The following is a 17214-nucleotide window of genomic DNA, read 5'->3' as shown; positions in this document are numbered from 1 at the left end:
GAGCACGCTATAGCAGTTCCAGACATGATCGCCCCGGCAGTGAGTGGTGCACATAACTCCGTACTTGTTGGAGCGCTCAGATCAGTACGTGGACAAGCCCTGCAGCGTCTCGTTCGCGTTGGCCTGGAACGGCCCCGCCGGCAGCCGCAGAGCGGCCTCCGGCGATCCGATCCGTCCGTTGCACCGGCGGCACGACACACCCGACCGGCCCGGCGGCGTGGTCGTGATCCACCCTCACTGCGCCGTGCCGGGGTCACGCCCGCCCGATGGACCCGATCGGGTCGGAATCCGCGCACACCCGGCGGGTCGTGATCCGCAGCAAAACCGATGGGATAAGCAGGAAGACATAAGCGTTGAAACATCGCTTATGTGGATCGATCAATCCTCACCAGGAGACACACAATGCGCCGTTTCAAGACACTGGGGCCGGTCGCGGGGACCGCTCTGGCCGTTGTCCTCGCCTGCGCGCCACTCGCACATGCCGCCGCCCCGACCCCCGACACCCTCGGTGGCGGTGGCGATGGCAAGGGCAAGGTCATCAAGCTCGTCGCCCTCCTGCGACAGGCGGCCACCATCCCGGTGGACGGGCCTGGGCTGAGCCTCGGTGACCGGCAGGTCGGCAACGACGAGCTCTTCCAGAACGGCCGAAAGGTCGGCAGCGACGGCTTCGTGTGCACGGTCACCAGCCTTTCGCCGGACGAGCGAGAGTGCGAGATCACCCTCCACCTGCCCAAGGGCGACATCGCCATCCAGGGGCTCGCCCCAGTGATCCAGAGCTTCCCCACCGAGTTCACGCTCGCGATCACCGGCGGCACCGGCGTCTACAGGGACGCCCGCGGTTTCGTGACCGGCACCAATGTCAACCCCACGGAGACGGACATCACGCTCCACCTCACCTAGCGGGGCCCGGGGCGGCGACCGCGATGCCCCGCCACCGGCAGACTCCGGCGGCCCGGCCACCCCGACACCCGGGGCACGGCCGAGGCCGCCGAGTGCTGCGCTCCGAGGGCGAGGCCCGGGGCGGAGCCGGACCCCTCCCCGAGGGAGGGCCCCCGCAAGTGCCACTGTTGGTCAATTCGGTCCCTCGCGTGACGTCGGTCCTCATGACCTGGTCGTGGTCGTGGGGACCGACGTGTTGGATACGGCGCGTGAGAAGGGACTGCTCAAGAGTGCGGGCCGGGCCCGGACGGACTCGCTCAACCGCCCGGGAGCGTCGTCCGTTCAGCCCTCACCCCGAGCGTCAGGCCGCCACCCGACCAGTGCCCACCCTGAAGAGGATCAGCGCACCAAGGCGGGTAGCCGGCCCCCGGATTGTCATCCGAAGGCCGGCAGCGCCGCCGGGTTGATCAGGCGGTGTAGGTCATGGTTCCAGCGGACACCGAGCCACCCGGGGTGGTCACCGTGACGGTGACGGTGGTACTCGGGGTACCGACCGGGATGACGCCGGTGATGACGGTGTCGGTGTTGGTGGTCAGCGACGCCACGGTCGACCCGAAGGTCACGGTCGCACCCGTGAGGCCGGTACCCCCGATGGTGAACGCGCCACCACCCGCCGGGATACTGACCACCGGAGTGATGGCCGCAGTCACGACCGGCGGCGCGGGCGCGAGGTAGGTGAAGCCGCCCAAAACACTCGCCGATCCACCGGCGGTGGTCACCACCACGGCGACGTTGCCCGCGGCGTGCGCCGGGGTCAGGCCCGCGATCACGTTCGCGGTACTGGCCAGCACGGTGGCCGGGGTGCCGCCGAAGGTCACGCTCGCCCCGGCGAGCCCGGTACCGACGATGACGAACACGGTACCGCCGGCGATCGGGCCGGAGACGGGCGTGATGGCTGTGGGGTTGGGCACGGGCGGCGGCGAAACCACCACATAGGTGTAGGCCACAGGGTTGCTGGTGCCGTTCGGGGTGGTGACGGTCACCGCCACCGTGCCCTTCCCGGGCGGGGCCACGACGACGAGGCTGAAGCCGAGGACGTCACCGGCCACGATGGTGGCCGGAGTCTCTCCGAAGAGAACCTGGGTGGCGGCGTTGAGGCCCAGACCGGTGAGGGTGACGGTGTTGCCGCCGCCCACGGGCCCCGCGTTGGGGCTGTCCGCGAACAGCACGGGCGGCAGCGGCCAGGGAAGCGTGAGGTTCGGCGCCAACGACGCCGCGTGCACGGTTGCGTTCACGATGTGTCTCCTGTGTGAGAACGGTGATGGCGGCCGGGTGGACCTTCGGCCATGCCGCCCGGCCCCGGTCCTGTCGGCTGTCCGGCCACTGCCCCGACCCGGCGCACTGCGCCCGGCAGCGAGTCCGAAGGACGGGAGAATCCGAGCCGCGGGTACCGACTCCGTCGCGACTACGGGATGTCCGGACCGGTGGCATCGGCAAGTGCCGGCGAGCTGACACCGGGCTGGCTCGAACCGATCAGCCCCGGTGTCCGAGCGGAGGGGGCTGGAACAACGGACGGGCCGCCAGCTGAGCTTCCCGGCACGGGGATGGGCGGCCCGCCGGTTCAGACATCATCATTAACCCGAAAGAATGGATATGAAGCAACAACATTGACGAATAGTCACCCAAAAGGCCCAGCGCAACGAGATGTCCGCACACGCCCATCGCGGATGCCGGACCCCACCGGCATGGCCGGACGAAGCGTCGAGGCGCCGCCCACTCGCGTCGCCGTGGAAGCGGGCCCGGACATGGGATTCGCGCCACAGCGGGCGCAGGGGTGAGCGTCGCCGCGTGTCCGAACGCGACTACATCGGCCTGCTCGACGGTGTGCACCACCTGGTCAAGGCGCCGATCGTGCCGGTGTGGGAGCAGCTGAACACCCGTGTCTCCCACTGCTGGTCGTCGCGCCGGGAAAGGGCTCGGTCCTCGTCCATCGCGGCCCGGCACCGGGGACGACGCGTTCTTCCCGCCGCCGGACAGGCCTAGGCGCGCGCCCCGGCGCCGGGGGTCCGGTTGGGCCGTTCCAAGGTGATCGGGCCACTGTGCTCGGTGACCGTCCGGCCGGCCCCCCTCGGAGCCCTCGGGAAGCGGGCGATGACCGCCCCGCGAGTGGTGGTGATCGACAGGTGGGGTTCGTCCAGCCGTCGGCGGATCCCCACCTCGTTACCAGCGAGACCCGGGGGGAGCAGGTAGAAGTTGCCCTCGAACGACACGAGTCCGTGAGGATCGACCCTGCGCTGAACGCCGATGCGAGCCGGGAACGGCTTCGAGGGCAGCGGCAGCAGGGCTCGGGCGTTGCAACTCACCCGTCGATGCCGACCGTCCGAGCGCTCGGTCAGGCGGTCGAGGCTGTCCTGGGCCGCCTGCACGCCGAGTTCGTCGGCCGCGGTGTTCCACCAGTGAAGGACGACGGAGCGGTGGGCGCGGACGACGGGGCCGGGCGCTCCCATCTGCGGGCGGATCGCGATGGAGGCACCGTAGTGGATCGCGATCTCGTGGAAGACGGCGGTCACCTTGCCGGCCGTGGAGCAGACCGGCGGGGTCCGGTCGAACAGCCAGCGCTCGCCGGTGCCGCCGAGGCGACGCAGCACCTGGTCCAGGGCTTCCACGTAGTGCGGGAGGTCGTCGGTGTCGGCCAAGGCGGCCCGCCAGCGGCCGGATCGCGTGAGCGAACCCATGAGCAGGTAGGTCTCGCGCCCGCCGTCCCATCCGACCGGCGCGGTCGGGAGCCGTACCCAGTCGAACTGCACGTCTTCCAGGGTGCCGCAGCCGGGGCCGGCCCTCCCACGGTGGCACGGTCCGCAGCGCGGCCGCGTCAGGTGCCTGCGCAGGGCGCGGGTGAAGGTCGAGTAGGCGCGGTTGTAGCCCAGCTCGACGATCTCGCTGTGGAGCACCTTCGCCTGCAGGTGCGGATCGTCGTCGAGGCGCTGCTGGCAGTACGGGACGAACTGCAGGAACTCGTCACGGGTCACCGCTCGGACCCCTACGGTCCGCTCTCCGTTGAGGTAGGCCCTGACAGTCTTGCGGTCACGGCCCAGGAATCGGGCGATCGCAGAGATGGACCAGCCCTGCTGGCGCAAGGCGAGAACCTCTTTGTGTTCCTCTGCGCTGAGCATCCGAACCCCCTAGCTATCAGACTTCGCCGCCGCAAAGCTCCTTGAATTAGTGGCGGCCGCCAGGCACGGTCGAAAAAATATAGCACGCAACAGAACCGCTCAAGGGGCGGAAACGTTTCTTTTTGGATATTCCCATGGGAATTTCAGAGAGCGGGGGTTCACTGCTTCCTCGCTCGAGATACGGGAGTTCACCGCCGCCCCGCCCGGAATTTACTCCTGACTTCACAACATAACCACCTCGCATTCCGGGGATTCTGCAGAGCGTTGCGAGAACTGCATATTAAAGGACGCTCGAATCGCGCGCACGTGAGGATTGGCACCGAATCGTTCATGCGGCAGGTTCGGTGACGCCGGAAGCCCGAATCACCGGGCCCACCCGATCTCCTCGCCGTCTTCGGAACTGGCGCCGCCGGTGGGGTTCCGTCCCCCCGTCGCGCGACAGCGCACGGGGTTGCCGTGCGGCCGGCGGTGGTGGGCGCGGGAGACGGCGCGCAGCCTCACAACGGCAGTCGGCAGGAAACCGTCTTGGTTCCGTCGAGATGGAAACGGTACGCCCACGCGCCGGCAATGCTCTCCACCAGAAGCAGCCCGCGTCCGCCTTCTTGACAGGAGGTTGCCTGGTGCGCCTGGGGAGCGCTCGCGGAGCGGTCCCGAATACCGATCGCGAGCCACCGCTGCTCGAGCGCGATCGTCACCCTGATCGGCTGCTCGCTATCGGTGTGTTGGATCGCGTTCGTCAGAAGCTCGGTGGTCAGGAGTTCGGCGTCGTCGGTGAGGTGTGCCATCTCCCAGTGAATGAGAATGGCCTTCACGGCGTGGCGCACGGGCCGCACGCAGTGGGGCTCCGGCAACACGAACATGGTGAGGCGTCGCCGCTGCATGTCATCCGCGTCCAGGCGTGGCAGGTCTGTCGAGGTCATGGTCGTCCCCTGGTTCCCTCCCCCGGCGAAGGCGGAATCCCGTGCTTCGCGGTCCGGCAGTGGCTTGGTGCGCCGACGGCCCGCAGTGGGCTCATGAGTTCTTCCTCAGCGGCCCGGTGTCGGCTGTGGAGTCCGGCGGCTGGTGCGACTTCGGCGAGCGGGGAGCGATGAGGTCCACGGCTCGGGGCACGGCGTCACCGGGGGAATCCGGTGGGGCGTCGGTGGTCAGACCGATGCCGATGTGCTGTGCGAGGCCGTCGGCGAGAGCCGCCAGAGTGGGGTGGCCCGCGACGAAGTCACCGGCGAGCCTGACGTCGAGCGAGGCTTCCAGTCGGGTTCGCAGTTCGATGCGGAGCAGGGAATCGAACCCGAGTGCATTCAGCGGGGTCTGCGGATCCAGGGTGCTGGCCCCCAGCCGCAGGACGGTGCGGATGTGTTCGGCCAGGTAGTCCTCGAGGATCGTGCGGCGGGCGAGGCCGGGTTCCGCGGCCCGCAGCTCGCGTCGGATGTCGCGTGCCGCATCCTGGCCGACCGGCTGCACGGAGGTGTCGGGCGCCTCGGGCGTGAGGTGGGCGAACAGCGATGACGTTCGGCCGGCCGAGGGGATCCAGGTGTCCGGCGGGCCGGGGATGACGCCGGTGCGTACGCGGCTGTGGGTCAGGAGCGCCGCGAGGGCCTTGAGTCCGTCGGCGGTGGGAATGGTCTGGTAGCCGCGGGTCGCGAAGTCGGTGGCGACCCCGGTTTCGCCCCAGGGGCCCCAGTTCACGGCCAACGTGGGCAGGTCCAGGGCGGTGCGCCAGGTGGCGAACGCGTCGAGCCATGCGTTGGCGGCCGAGTAGGCGCCCTGGCCCGGGTTGCCGAGCAGGGAGGCCATGGAGGAATAGAGGACGAACCAGTCGAGTGGCAGTCCCGTGGTGGCCTGGTGGAGACGCCAGGCGCCGGTGACTTTGGGACGCCAGACGCGTTCCAGCTGGTCGTCGGTGATGTTGGACACCGCGGCGTCGTCGAGGACCATCGCGGCGTGGATGACGCCGCGCAGTGTCCCGCCGTCGGCGGTGGCTTCGGCCACCAGTTGCTCGGCGATGCCGGCCTGCGCGATGTCGCCGAGCACGACGCTGATGCGGGCCCCCTGTTCGCGCAGTCCGTCGAGGACCCGTTCGGTGTCGGCCGAGGGCGGTGTGCGTCCGTTGAGTACGAGGTGGGCGGCGCCTTGGCCTGCCAGCCAGTGGGCCGTGGCGAGGCCGACGCCGCGCAGGCCTCCGGTGATGAGGTAGGCGCCGTCCGCTCGCACCGGCGAGGGCGGGTCGCGCAGTACGGCGGTGGTCTGGCCTTCGCCGGGTACCGTCAGGACCAGTTTGCCGATGTGCCCGGCACCGGCCATGAGGCGAAAGGCGTCGGCGGCCTGCGCGAGCGGAAAGGTCCCGCACGGCAACGGGGCCAGGTTGCCTTGGTCGAATTCGGCCAGGACCTCACCCAGCAGCTCGGCGAAGGTGTCCGCGCGGGCGTGCTGGAGCTCGACGAGGTCGACCGTGCTCATGGTGATGTTGTGCCGTAGCGGTGCGAGACCCAGCGGGGTGTCGGCGAGGATGTCGCGTACACCCAGCTCGACGAACCTGCCGAAGGGGCGCAGCGTTTCGAGTCCGGCCCTGATGGCAGGTCCGGAGAGGGAGTTGAGGACCACGTCGACACCTTCTCCGGCGGTGGCGGCGCGGGTCTGCTCGGCGAAGTCCAGTGAGCGGGAGTCCATGATGTGCCGGATGCCCATCGCGCGCAGGTATCGGCGCTTGTCCTCGCTGCCGGCGGTGGCGAGCACTTCAGCGCCCAGGCGCCGTGCGACCGCGATCGCGGCCAGTCCTGTCCCGCCGGTGGCGCTGTGGACCAGGACACGCTCCCCGCTGGTGAGCCTGGCGACGTGGCGCAGTGCGTACCAGGCGGTGAGGTAGGCGACGGGCAGCCCGGCGGCCGTATCGGCGGGCAGGCCCGCCGGGATGGGGGCGACGGCAGCGACGGGCACGGTGGTGAAGGTGGTGAAGAGGCCGCCCCGCACGTCGACGGCGAGGACGCTGTCGCCGGCGCGCAGGTGCCTGACGCCCGGTCCGACGGCGGTGATCACGCCGGTGGCTTCGAAGCCGATGCGGTAGCCCGCTTCGTCGTCGGTCGCCAGCATGCCCATGGCGGTGAGCACGTCGCGGAAGTTCACGCCTGCGGCGTGGAGGCGCAGTTCGACCTCACCGGGGCCGGGAGCACGTCGTGGAGTGGTGGTCAGGCGCAGGGCGTCGAGGTCGCCGAGCCGCCCTGCGTGGAGCTGGAAGCGGTCGGCGCCGTAGCGCACGGTGCGGGTGACGGCGGTGGCGCGTTCGGTTTCGGACAGAGGGGTGTAGGCGAGCCTGGCGATGTGGCGGGTGTCACCGCGCAGGGTGATCTCGTCCTCGGGGGGGTCGGTGAGGAGTTCGGCCGCGAGTCGGTGCAGGTCGACGTCGGCTGGGTCGGTGTCGATGAGGGTCGCCCGCAGCTCCGGGTGTTCGTGTGTCAGGACGCGCACGAGTCCGCGCAGGGCGCTCTGGGCGGGGTCGGAGGGTTGCCCTGGCTCTGGATCGTGGGCGGATCGGGTGACGGCGAACAGGCGTGTGGGCGCGCTGCGCGCGATCGCGCTCTGTGCGGCGGCGAGCAGGCGGCGGGTACGGTGCAGTGCGATCGCGGCGGCGTCGTCCTCGGGCGCGGACGGCGCGGACAGGAGGACCACGGCGCATGGTGCGGGTGTTGAGTCCCAGTGTCGGGCGACGGCCTGCTTGAGCGGCTGGAGGGTGGCGCCGTCGACGGCAGTGTCGAGGACTTCGGTGCGTGCTCCGGCGCGCTCGAGGGCGCCTGCCAGTGCCCGGGCGGATCCGTCCGCCTCGCCGATGACGAGCCAGGGTCCCGGGCCGGCCGGTCCGGGGTTCTCCCGGCGCTCCACGGGCTGCCAGCGGGTTTCGAGGAACCACCGGTCGACGGTTTCGTCGGCCCGCGCGCCGTGGCGTACGAAGCGCAGTGCGTCGATCTCGACGAGGGGGTTTCCCGCCTCGTCCAGCAGCCGCACGTCTCCGACGATGCTGTCCGTGGCGTTGTGGGTGAGCCGGGCGTGCGCGTAGTGGGCGCCTTCGGGGGCTGCGAGGATGCGCACGGCGTGCATGTGGACGGGCAGCACCAGGCCGTGGCCCGGTTCGCGGATCAGGCCGGCGACGACGAGTTGGGCGCACAGGTCCAGGAGGACCGGGTGGATCCGTAGGCCGTGGTGGGCGGTCCGTGCCGCGTCCGGCAGCGTCACGCGAGCCCAGAAGCTGTCGCCCTGGGCGGAAGTGTGCAGCTCGGTGACGCCGCTGAAGGCCGGGCCGTGCTCCAGGCCTCGCGCGCGCAGACTCGCGTAGAGGGCGTGCGGATCCAGGACGACGGGGTGGTCGGCGGTCAGCGCAGCCACGGAGGACGCCGATGTCCGGGGGGCGGCGTCCACGCGACGCAGAACCGCGGTGGCCTGCCGTACCCAGGTTCCGTCCTCGTCCTGACCGAAGACTTCGCAGTCGGCGCGGTCGGCGCCGGTCAGGGTGACGGTCGTGCCGATGGGCGTGCGGGCGTCGAGGTGCATCAGCTCGCGGAAGTGGATGTCGGTTGCTTCGACGTCGTGCGCGGCGCCGTGGAAGACCTCGCCGGCCGTGGTCAGGGCCAGGGCGCAGTAGGCGGCGCCGGGCAGGACCGGTCGGCCGTGGACACGGTGGTCGGCCATCCAGGGCAGGACGTCGGTGCCGGTGTCGGCGTGCCAGGTGTGGCGGGGTTGGTCGCCGGGCACCTGGGTGTGTGTGCCCGGCAGGGCGGCGGGTGCGCCTTCGGTGCGCTGGGAGGCCGCCCGGGGCGGGGTGATGTCGGTCCAGTGGGGTCGACGGTTGAAGGTCAGCGCAGGTACGTCGGTCAGGCGGCCCGCGGCGTAGAGGCGGGACCAGTCCACGCCGACTCCCGCGCAGTGCAGGGCGGCGAGCTGTGTGCGGAAGGTGGTGCGGTCGTCTTCCCCCTTGCGCAGTGTCGGCAGGATCACGGGTTCGTGGAGCAGGCCGGTCAGGCTCTGGGCGAGGGGGCGGGTGACGACGGCGTGGGGCGAGATCTCCAGGTACACCTGGTGGCGGTCGGCGGCGGCTGCGGCCACGGCGGCGCTGAAGCGTACGGGGCGGCGTAGGTTGGCGCACCAGTAGGCGGCGTCGAAGATCGGGGTGTCGCGGGGGTCGTCCAGGACGGTGGTGTAGAAGGGGATGGTCGGTCGGCTGGGGGTGAGCTCGGCGAGCGCGGTGGCGAGGTCCGCGAGCAGCGGGTCGACCTGGGGGCAGTGCGAGGCGACGTCGACGTCGATCATGCGGGCCACGACTCCGCGGGCCTGCCAGGTGGTGGTCAGGTGCCGGATGGCGGCCACGGTGCCGGCGACGACGGTCGAACCGGGCGCGGCGACGACGGCCACGGACACCGTGTCGTCGCCGATGGCGGCGAGGTCGTTCTGGACGGTCGCGCTGTCGAGGCCGACGCTCGCCATGGCGCCCGATCCGGCGATGCGGGTGAGGAGAGCGGATCGTCGGCAGATGACGCGGGCACCGTCGGCCAGGGTGAGTGCTCCGGCGGTGACGGCGGCCGCGACCTCGCCCATGGAATGGCCGATGACGGCGGCCGGTTCGACCCCGTGGTCGCGCCAGACGGCGGCCAGGGCGACCTGCAGGGCGAACAACGCGGGTTGCACGTGGCCGCAGCCGCTGATGTGTTCGCGGTCGCGGACGGCTCGCAGAACGGAGAACCCGGTTTCGGCGGTGATCAGCGCATCGGCTTCGGCCAGGGTCTCGGCGAAGGCCGGCTCGTGGTGGAGCAGGCCGTGCCCCATGCCCTGCCACTGCGAGCCCTGACCGGAGAACACCCAGACGGGACGGCGGCTGACGCCCGCGCCCACGTGGCCGCGTACGACGCCGGGGTGGGCTCGACCGGCTTCGAAGGAACGCAGGGCGTGCGTCAGGTCACGGCGGGAGTCGGCCACCACGGCGAGCCGGCCGTGCCCGGGGGAGCGGCGCAGGGCGAGGGTGTGGGCGATGTCGTACAGGGGGGTGGCGGCTCCGTCGGTCTCCAGCCAGTGGGCCAGGCGTGCGGCGGCGGTGGGCAGTGCGTCCGGGGAGCCGGCGGCCAGGAGGAAGACGTGGGGTGAGGTGACCCGCGCCCACGATGGCGGGGCGTCGGTGGGGACGGCGGCCGCGCGTGTGGGGGTGCCGGCGGTGGGACCGCCGGAGAGGACGACGGTGCGGCGGCGGGCGGGGGCCTGTTCGAGGATCACGTGGGCGTTGGTCCCGGAGAAGCCGAAGGAGGACACCGCGGCCAGTCGCGAGGCCGTCCGGGTGGGCCAGGCGGACAGGGCGGTGGGGACGAACAGGCGGGTGCCTTCGGCGCTGATGGCCGGGTTCCACCGGGTGAAGTGCAGGTTGGGCGGGACGAGCCCGCGCTGGAGGCAGAGCACTGTCTTGATCAGGCCGATGACGCCGGCCGCCGGTTCCAGGTGGCCCACGTTCGTCTTCACCGAACCCAGCGCGCAGCGCCCCTGCCCCACGCCGTAGACCGCGGCCAGGCTGGAGAACTCGACGGGGTCGCCGACGGGTGTGCCGGTGCCGTGCGTTTCCACCAGGCCCACGTCGCGCGGGTCGGTTCCGGATCGGGAGAGGGCCTGGTGGTAGAGGGCCTGCTGGGCCTCGGCGGAGGGCGCGGCCAGGACGTCGGAGCGGCCGTCCTGGTTGACGGCCGAGCCTCGGACCAGGGCCAGGATGCGGTCGTCGTCCCGTAGCGCGTCTTCGAGGCGTTTGAGGACGACGACGCCGCAGCCTTCGCCGCGTACGAAGCCGTCCGCGGCCGCGTCGAAGGTCCGGCAGCGACCGGTGGGCGAGAGCATCCCCATACGGGCGAAGGACATCGTCGTCCTGGCGCCGAGCATGAGGGTGACGCCGCCGGCCAGCGCGAGATCGCACTCGTCGTTCCGCAGGGCTTGACAGGCCAGGTGGACCGCCACGAGCGAGGACGAGCACGCGGTGTCCAGTGCCACGCAAGGGCCCTGGAGGCCCAGCAGGTAGGAGATGCGCCCCGGGGCGACGCAGTGCCCGTTGGTCAGGATCGCGCCCTCGAGTTCACGGGGCTGGCCGGAGAGGGCCTCCATGTAGTCGGTGTAGCTCAGGCCCGAGAACAGTCCCGTCGAGGTTCCCGCCAGTCGCTCCGGGGGGAGTCCGGCGTGTTCGAGCGCCTCCCACGTCACTTCCAGGAGCAGCCGGTGCTGGGGGTCCAGGACGTCGGCCTCCTTGCCCGAGACCCCGAAGAAGTCGGCGTCGAAACCGGCGACGTCGCGAAGGTAGCCCCCCCACAGCGGCATCGGCCCGGTGGCGTGGGCCGGGGCGGCAGCCACGTGCCCCGCCCGGCTTATCGGCGGTTCGCCGACCGCGTCCTGGCCGGCTTCGAGCAGCCGCCACAGCGCGGCGGGCGAGTCGATGTCGCGGGGAAGTCGGCATCCCATGCCGACGATGGCGATGTGGGTATCAGCGGCTCTCGGGTTCTCTGCGTGGCCTATCACGTGGTCTCCTACGCGCTTGCGCGAACGGGGGTGGGGAGCGCTCGCCGTCCGGCGGTGTGGCGCCGGAGGCCGGGGGGTCAGTCGACGTCCGAACTTCCCAGCAGGATCGCGCTCTTGACACCTCCGATCTGGTAGTTGCATGTCAGTGCGTAGTCGAACTCCAGGTGCCGGGTGTGGAGGCCGGGGACGGGATCGAAGCAGATGTTGTCGGCCGGCTCCTCGCAGTTCGCGGTGGGGCACACCTCTCCCTGCTCCAGCATCAGGAGGGTCAGGGCGACGCCCAGGGCTCCCGCCGGGGCGCCGTTGTGGCCGAAGCAGGCTTCCTGGGAGGTCATCAGGAGGTCTTCGACGGCGTCGCCGTAGAGCTGCCTGGCTGCGTTCGCCTCGAACGCGGTCACGACGACGTCGCCGTCGCTTCCGCCGTGGATGTAGGGGACCTGGCCGATGTCCCACCGGTCGCCGAGGCACTTGCGGATGGCGGCGACCAGTGACGCGCCGTTCTCGTCGCTCGCGAGCGGATTGGACAGGCCGTCGCGGGTCATACCGTGCGACAGCACCTGGCCGTAGGTGTACGCCCCGCGTCGCTGGGCGCGGTCACGGCTTTCCAGCACCAGGGTCACCGATCCCTCCCCGTGGTTCACGCAGTCGGCCCGCCGGTCGTAGGGCCTCATGATCCGGTCGAAGGCCGGGAGGAGTTCGGGCATGCCGTCGACGCGGACGGAATCGTAGGCGCGCTGGGCACCGTGCAGCAGACGCTGGACGTTCTGGATCACATCCACACCGAACACGTCGACGCCGGTGACGACGGCGAGGTCGATGTCACCGTCCGCGATCATGCGGCGGGCGTTGCCGATCTGGACGGCGGAGGAGGCGCAGCCGCACGAGACGGTGAAGCAGGGGCCGGTCGTGCGCATCAGCGCCCCTTGGACCAGTGCCACGTCGGAAGGGGTGAGTCCCTGCTGAGCCCTGACGAACAGCTCCATCGCCTGCTGCGGGGTGGTGGTGCGTGCGTCGGCGTGCAGGACTTCGAGGTAGCTGGAGACGTTGGCATCGATGCCCCCGCGCCCGACCAGGACGGCGGCGTCGGTGAGGTCACCGTCCCGGATGCTCAGTTGGGCGTCCGCGCAGGCTTCCACGAGGGACACCAGCCCGTAGCGGTGCGCGTTGGTGTAGTGCTGGGAGAAGATGCCCGGCAGTCCCGGCAGGCGCTCCGTGAAGGCCCTGTCCGGCAGATCGACGGAGCCGTAGTAGACGCCGTGATGCTTCAGGCACGAGCGGCCGTTGGCGGCCACGTTCCAGACTTCGCCCGCGGTGAACAGCGGCTGCTCCTCGCCCGGCAGGCAGAACCCCATGCCGGTGACCATGGTGTCCCGCTCGCCGGTGCTGCCGCCTCGTGGGCGCGCGCTGGAGAGCCCGCTCACGACGCGCGCCCAGGAGTGCGGGGCGGACGCTCATTACGTACCGGTGCGGAAAGGTTGCTGATCATTGCTCACCTCGGGGTGTGGGGATGGGGTGATGCGGGACGGCGCCGCGTCGGTGCGCGGCTCCTGGGGCCCGGCACCGGCGTCGGATGCCGAGGGAGACGGGGACGGGCGCTACTCGGCGATGGCGGTCCGGTACGACCACCGGTAGACGGGCATCAGTACGCCCCCGACGTCTTTGAAGTCCTGCGTGATCTCGAAGTGCTCATAGCCGTTTCCGCGAGGAATCTTCAATCGATTCACAATGCTTCCGGATTTCACTTCCTGAATCTCAGGAATGTCACTCGGGCCGCCCTCGAGGAAGACGAGCAGACAGTGGGACGTGACACTCACCTTACCCCTTCAAAAACGCTGAAGAATTCTTCGAGGAGGACCGAGCAGCCGGGTTGACGGCGCACACCCTAAATACCCACAGGGAAGGCGTTTTAACCCAGGGGGCCCGACAGTGCATGACGCCCTCCAGGAGCGCACCCGCGTCGCAGTCGGCAGATCGCAGGGGCACCCAGGAAGCCTTGATGTGATCTTAACAAATCCCGGCCGGGAATCGCCGGCAAGGATAAATACGAAGACTTCGCCATGCTCTCCCCTTCACGCCATGCCACCGACATAAGTGCAGGTCAGAGGGCAAGTCAGGGCCGGTTTTCACATACGATCTCCCCAGTTTCCAGGCGCTCTCACCACGATTCCTGACCGGATCCTCGCAAACCCTTCGACCGGCGCTCAGGAAGGCACTCGTTCGCGCTCACCTAAAATGCCCAGGAGCAAGTCTTCGGGTCGTTTCAGGCCCCACTCGGCGAGGCGTCGAAGAGATTGCGCGCCCCCGATGGGGCTTATGCTCCCACCTTTAGCGAATTCCCTATTGCCACCCGATGTCGCCCGAACCTACCGTGAGGAAAACGCCTCGTCGACCTGGCCACAATGGTCTTGTCCGGCGTTCAGAGTCGGAAAAGAGGAATCCTATGTCCCCGATTCTCCTCGCGCTCGTCCCCTCGCAGGGTCCGTCGACCGGGGGTAACCCCGTGCTCCTGGTCGGCACCGGACTGACCGGAGCCACGGCGGTCCTGTTCGGCGCCACCCCCGCGCTCAGCTTCACCGTCCAGTTCGACGGCGCCATCACGGCCGTCGCCCCGCCCGGGGTCGGGACCGTCCCCGTCACGGTGATCACGACCGCCGGCACCAGCAACAACCTCAGCTACACCTACCAGGCGCCGACCCCGCCGACCATCCTCGCGCTCGTGCCACCGATCGGCCTGACCACGGGTGGCATGCCCGTTCTTATCGTGGGCCACGGCCTGTCCGGCGCGACGGCGGTCATGTTCGGCGCCATCCCCGCCACGAACTTCACCGTACTGGGAGACGGCGCCATCCTGGCCGTCTCCCCGCCCGGAACCGGGACCGTCCCCGTCACGGTGACCACGCCCGCCGGCACCAGCATCGGCGCCGCCTACACCTACGTGTAGGACGGCGGCCGACCGCCGGTCCGTGCGAGACACGACCCGGCGGGATGAGAACAGTGAGCTCCGACAGCAGCCGCGCTGTCGGAGCTCACTGTTTGTCGGACGCTCGGTCGGGGGCGGGATCCCGATGTCCGCACCGCTCTCGGAAGTGGTGGCGACCCTAGATCACCGGTGGGGCGGTGTAGGTGTAGGCGAGGCTGTTGCTGGTGCCGCCGGGGGTGGTCACCGTCACCTGCACCGTGCCCGAGCCCGCCGGCGCCGTGGCGACCAGGTCGCTGTCCGACACGACGGTGAAGGCTGCCGGGGCGGACCCGAAGGTGACCGCGGTGGCGGCGCCCAGCCCGCTCCCCGCCACCGTGACCGTGGTCCCACCCGAGGTCGGCCCCGCCGCAGGAACCACACTCACCAGCTGGGGAACGGGAACGTAGCTGAACGCGACACCGTTACTGGTCCCTCCCGGCGTCGTCACCGTCACCTGCACCGTGCCCGAGCCCACCGGCACCGTCGCAGTGATCTGCGTCGCCGACACCACCGTGAACGACGAGGCGGCAACCGCGCCGAACCGCACCGCCGTCACCCCCAGCAGATTGTTTCCCGTGACGGTGACGATGGTTCCGCCGAGAACAGGCCCTTCGTCGGGGACCACGGCGGTGAGCTGGGGGTTGCTCAGGTAGTAGTAGGGCACGGGGAGGCTGGTGCCACCGGCCGTGGTGACGGTGACGCCGGACGGCCCGGGCCCTCCGGTCGGCACCGTCGCGGTGATCTGCGTCGCCGACACCACCGTGAACGACGAGGCGGCAACGGCACCGAACCGCACCGCCGTCACCCCCGTGAACCCGCTGCCCGTCAGCGTCACCGTATTGCCGCCGGACGCCGGTCCCTGGGTCGGGACGATCGTGGTCACCACCGGTGGGGCGGTGTAGGTGTAGGCGAGGCTGTTGCTGGTGCCGCCGGGGGTGGTCACCGTCACCTGCACCGTGCCCGAGCCCGCCGGCGCCGTGGCGACCAGGTCGCTGTCCGACACGACGGTGAAGGCTGCCGGCGCGGACCCGAAGGTGACCGCGGTGGCGGCGCCCAGCCCGCTCCCCGCCACCGTGACCGTGGTCCCACCCGAGGTCGGCCCCGCCGCAGGAACCACACTCACCAGCTGGGGAACGGGAACGTAGCTGAACGCGACACCGTTACTGGTCCCTCCCGGCGTCGTCACCGTCACCTGCACCGTGCCCGAGCCCACCGGCACCGTCGCAGTGATCTGCGTGTCCGACACCACCGTGAACAACGAGGCGACAACCGCGCCGAACCGCACCGCCGTCACCCCCGAGAACCCACTGCCCGTCAGCGTCACCACCGACCCCGCCGCCCCCGACACCGGACTGACCGAACCGATCACCGGAGCAGCAACCGCGTACGTGAACGCGACACCGTTACTGCTCCCTCCCGGCGTCGTCACCGTCACCTGCACCGTGCCCGAGCCCACCGGCACCGTCGCAGTGATCTGCGTGTCCGACACCGTCTTGAACGACGAGGCGACAACCGCGCCGAACCGCACCGCCGTCACCCCCGAGAACCCACTGCCCGTCAGCGTCACCACCGACCCCGCCGCCCCCGACACCGGACTGACCGAACCGATCACCGGAGCAGCAACCGCGTACGTGAACGCGACACCGTTACTGCTCCCTCCCCACCAGCACGCCACCACGGTCACCTGCACCGTGCCGGAGCCCGCCGGCACCGTCGCGGTGATCTGCGTGTCCGACACCGTCTTGAACGACGAGGCGACAACGGCACCGAACCGCACCGCCGTCGCCCCCGAGAACCCACTGCCCGTCAGCGTCACCACCGACCCCGCCGCCCCCGACACCGGACTGACCGAATCAATCACCGGAATGTTGTGATCAACCATGACTTACCCCTATGGGTCGTACAGTCTCCGAGTTGACGAATGTCGTGCGGGCGCAAGGCGCTTGAAGCCTCGGCTATCGGCCCGGGGATGCGACGGGCGCCAAGGCGGGGAGCCCCGGTCGACGGAGGGAACATCGACCGGGGCTCGTCAGGGGTGGTGATCCGCTGGGCGACGGGACAGCCCCGCCCAGGCTGGGGCTTGTGCCGACTCCCGACCGCCGTGTCGAGCGCGGACCGCCGGTCACCGGAGTCCGGGCGGCCAGACGCGGGAGAGTGCGCTCGCCTGGGTCCCACCGGTGGTGGATGTCCTGGGCGTGGGCGGTCCCGGGTACGGTGGCGACCGTCGGCCGGCGTCCGAGACGTCCGCGAGCGACGCGGGCGCATCTCCGGTCAGAGCCGGCTGAGAGGTCGTCGGATCCGTTCCGGGGAACCCTCACCGGCGGGCCCCGAGGCCGGGCCCGAGTGACCGGCACGACGACGCTGGACCGACCGGCGATCTCGTTGTCCGGCTCGTAGGCAGTTGAGGTACGAGATGGTCTGATGTCATGGCATGTGGCCCGGTGGTGCCGTTGACCCACGTGGGCCGACGCGAAAGGGCGGCCTGTTCGTCCCCGTGAAGGAGCTCACCGCCGTTTGCCCCGGGTCACTGTCGTCGGCGCTCGTCCGTGCGGCCGAAACGCCGTCCTCGGCCGATCCGCCCTCGGCGCCGCCTGTGTTTTCCACGGACGGACTCGGCCGAGCGCATCCTGCCGGAGTCCCGCTCGGAAACGTGGTCGTGGGCGGCTGCGATCACGCTTC

At 70.4% G+C, this 17214-nt stretch carries 10 protein-coding genes and 1 pseudogene; 3 read left to right on the top strand and 8 right to left on the bottom strand.

All coding sequences use genetic code 11. The features are described 5' to 3' along the window. Positions 1–402 precede the first annotated feature (402 nt). Entirely contained in the window at positions 403–900 is a 498-nt protein-coding gene (locus ABZW30_RS40040; protein WP_355676225.1) for a hypothetical protein, read from the top strand. A gap of 446 nt (positions 901–1346) precedes the next feature. Here ABZW30_RS40040 and ABZW30_RS40035 read toward each other — a convergent pair whose 3' ends face one another. Further along, the gene (locus tag ABZW30_RS40035) at positions 1347–2174 is read right to left on the bottom strand and encodes an IPT/TIG domain-containing protein (RefSeq protein ID WP_355676224.1); all 828 of its coding nucleotides are present in this window, start codon (positions 2172–2174) and stop codon (positions 1347–1349) included. Positions 2175–2727: 553 nt separating this feature from the next. Here ABZW30_RS40035 and ABZW30_RS40030 point away from each other — a divergent pair. Further along, entirely contained in the window at positions 2728–2922 is a 195-nt protein-coding gene (locus ABZW30_RS40030; protein WP_355676223.1) for a hypothetical protein, read from the top strand. On the opposite strand, the gene ABZW30_RS40025 is transcribed toward ABZW30_RS40030, so the two are convergent. From ABZW30_RS40025 to ABZW30_RS40000, 6 genes and pseudogenes are all read right to left on the bottom strand, one after another. Further along, the gene (locus ABZW30_RS40025; RefSeq protein ID WP_355676228.1) at positions 2919–3908 is read right to left on the bottom strand and encodes an IS21 family transposase; all 990 of its coding nucleotides are present in this window, start codon (positions 3906–3908) and stop codon (positions 2919–2921) included. The two genes, ABZW30_RS40030 and ABZW30_RS40025, sit on opposite strands and share 4 nt — an antisense overlap. A 42-nt stretch (positions 3909–3950) precedes the next feature. Next, a pseudogene (locus ABZW30_RS40020) lies at positions 3951–4052 on the bottom strand (helix-turn-helix domain-containing protein); the annotation flags it as partial. A 497-nt stretch (positions 4053–4549) separates the two neighbouring features. Then, entirely contained in the window at positions 4550–4972 is a 423-nt protein-coding gene (locus tag ABZW30_RS40015; protein WP_355676222.1) for an ATP-binding protein, read from the bottom strand. Between the two features lie 91 nt (positions 4973–5063). Continuing rightward, positions 5064–11576, bottom strand: coding sequence for a type I polyketide synthase (locus ABZW30_RS40010; RefSeq protein WP_355676221.1), 6513 nt, complete (start codon positions 11574–11576; stop codon positions 5064–5066). Positions 11577–11653: 77 nt separating this feature from the next. After that, the gene (locus tag ABZW30_RS40005; protein WP_355676227.1) at positions 11654–12940 is read right to left on the bottom strand and encodes a beta-ketoacyl synthase N-terminal-like domain-containing protein; all 1287 of its coding nucleotides are present in this window, start codon (positions 12938–12940) and stop codon (positions 11654–11656) included. A 231-nt stretch (positions 12941–13171) separates the two neighbouring features. Continuing rightward, complete coding sequence (locus ABZW30_RS40000; RefSeq protein WP_355676220.1) at positions 13172–13390, bottom strand: DUF5988 family protein; 219 nt, start codon at positions 13388–13390, stop codon at positions 13172–13174. A 626-nt stretch (positions 13391–14016) separates the two neighbouring features. On the opposite strand from ABZW30_RS40000, the gene ABZW30_RS39995 reads away from it, so the two are divergent. Next, positions 14017–14517, top strand: a complete 501-nt coding sequence (locus ABZW30_RS39995; RefSeq protein ID WP_355676219.1) for an IPT/TIG domain-containing protein — start codon at positions 14017–14019, stop codon at positions 14515–14517. Positions 14518–14674: 157 nt separating this feature from the next. Here the strand turns inward: ABZW30_RS39995 and ABZW30_RS39990 are convergent, their stop codons facing one another. Continuing rightward, positions 14675–16417, bottom strand: coding sequence for an IPT/TIG domain-containing protein (locus ABZW30_RS39990; protein WP_355676218.1), 1743 nt, complete (start codon positions 16415–16417; stop codon positions 14675–14677). Between the last annotated feature and the right edge of the window lie 797 nt (positions 16418–17214).

The sequence above is a fragment of the Kitasatospora sp. NPDC004669 genome (assembly GCF_040609455.1).
GTDB lineage: Bacteria > Actinomycetota > Actinomycetes > Streptomycetales > Streptomycetaceae > Kitasatospora.
The sequence above is the reverse complement of the archived record's forward strand: the minus strand, read 5'-3'. Positions and strand labels throughout refer to the sequence as shown.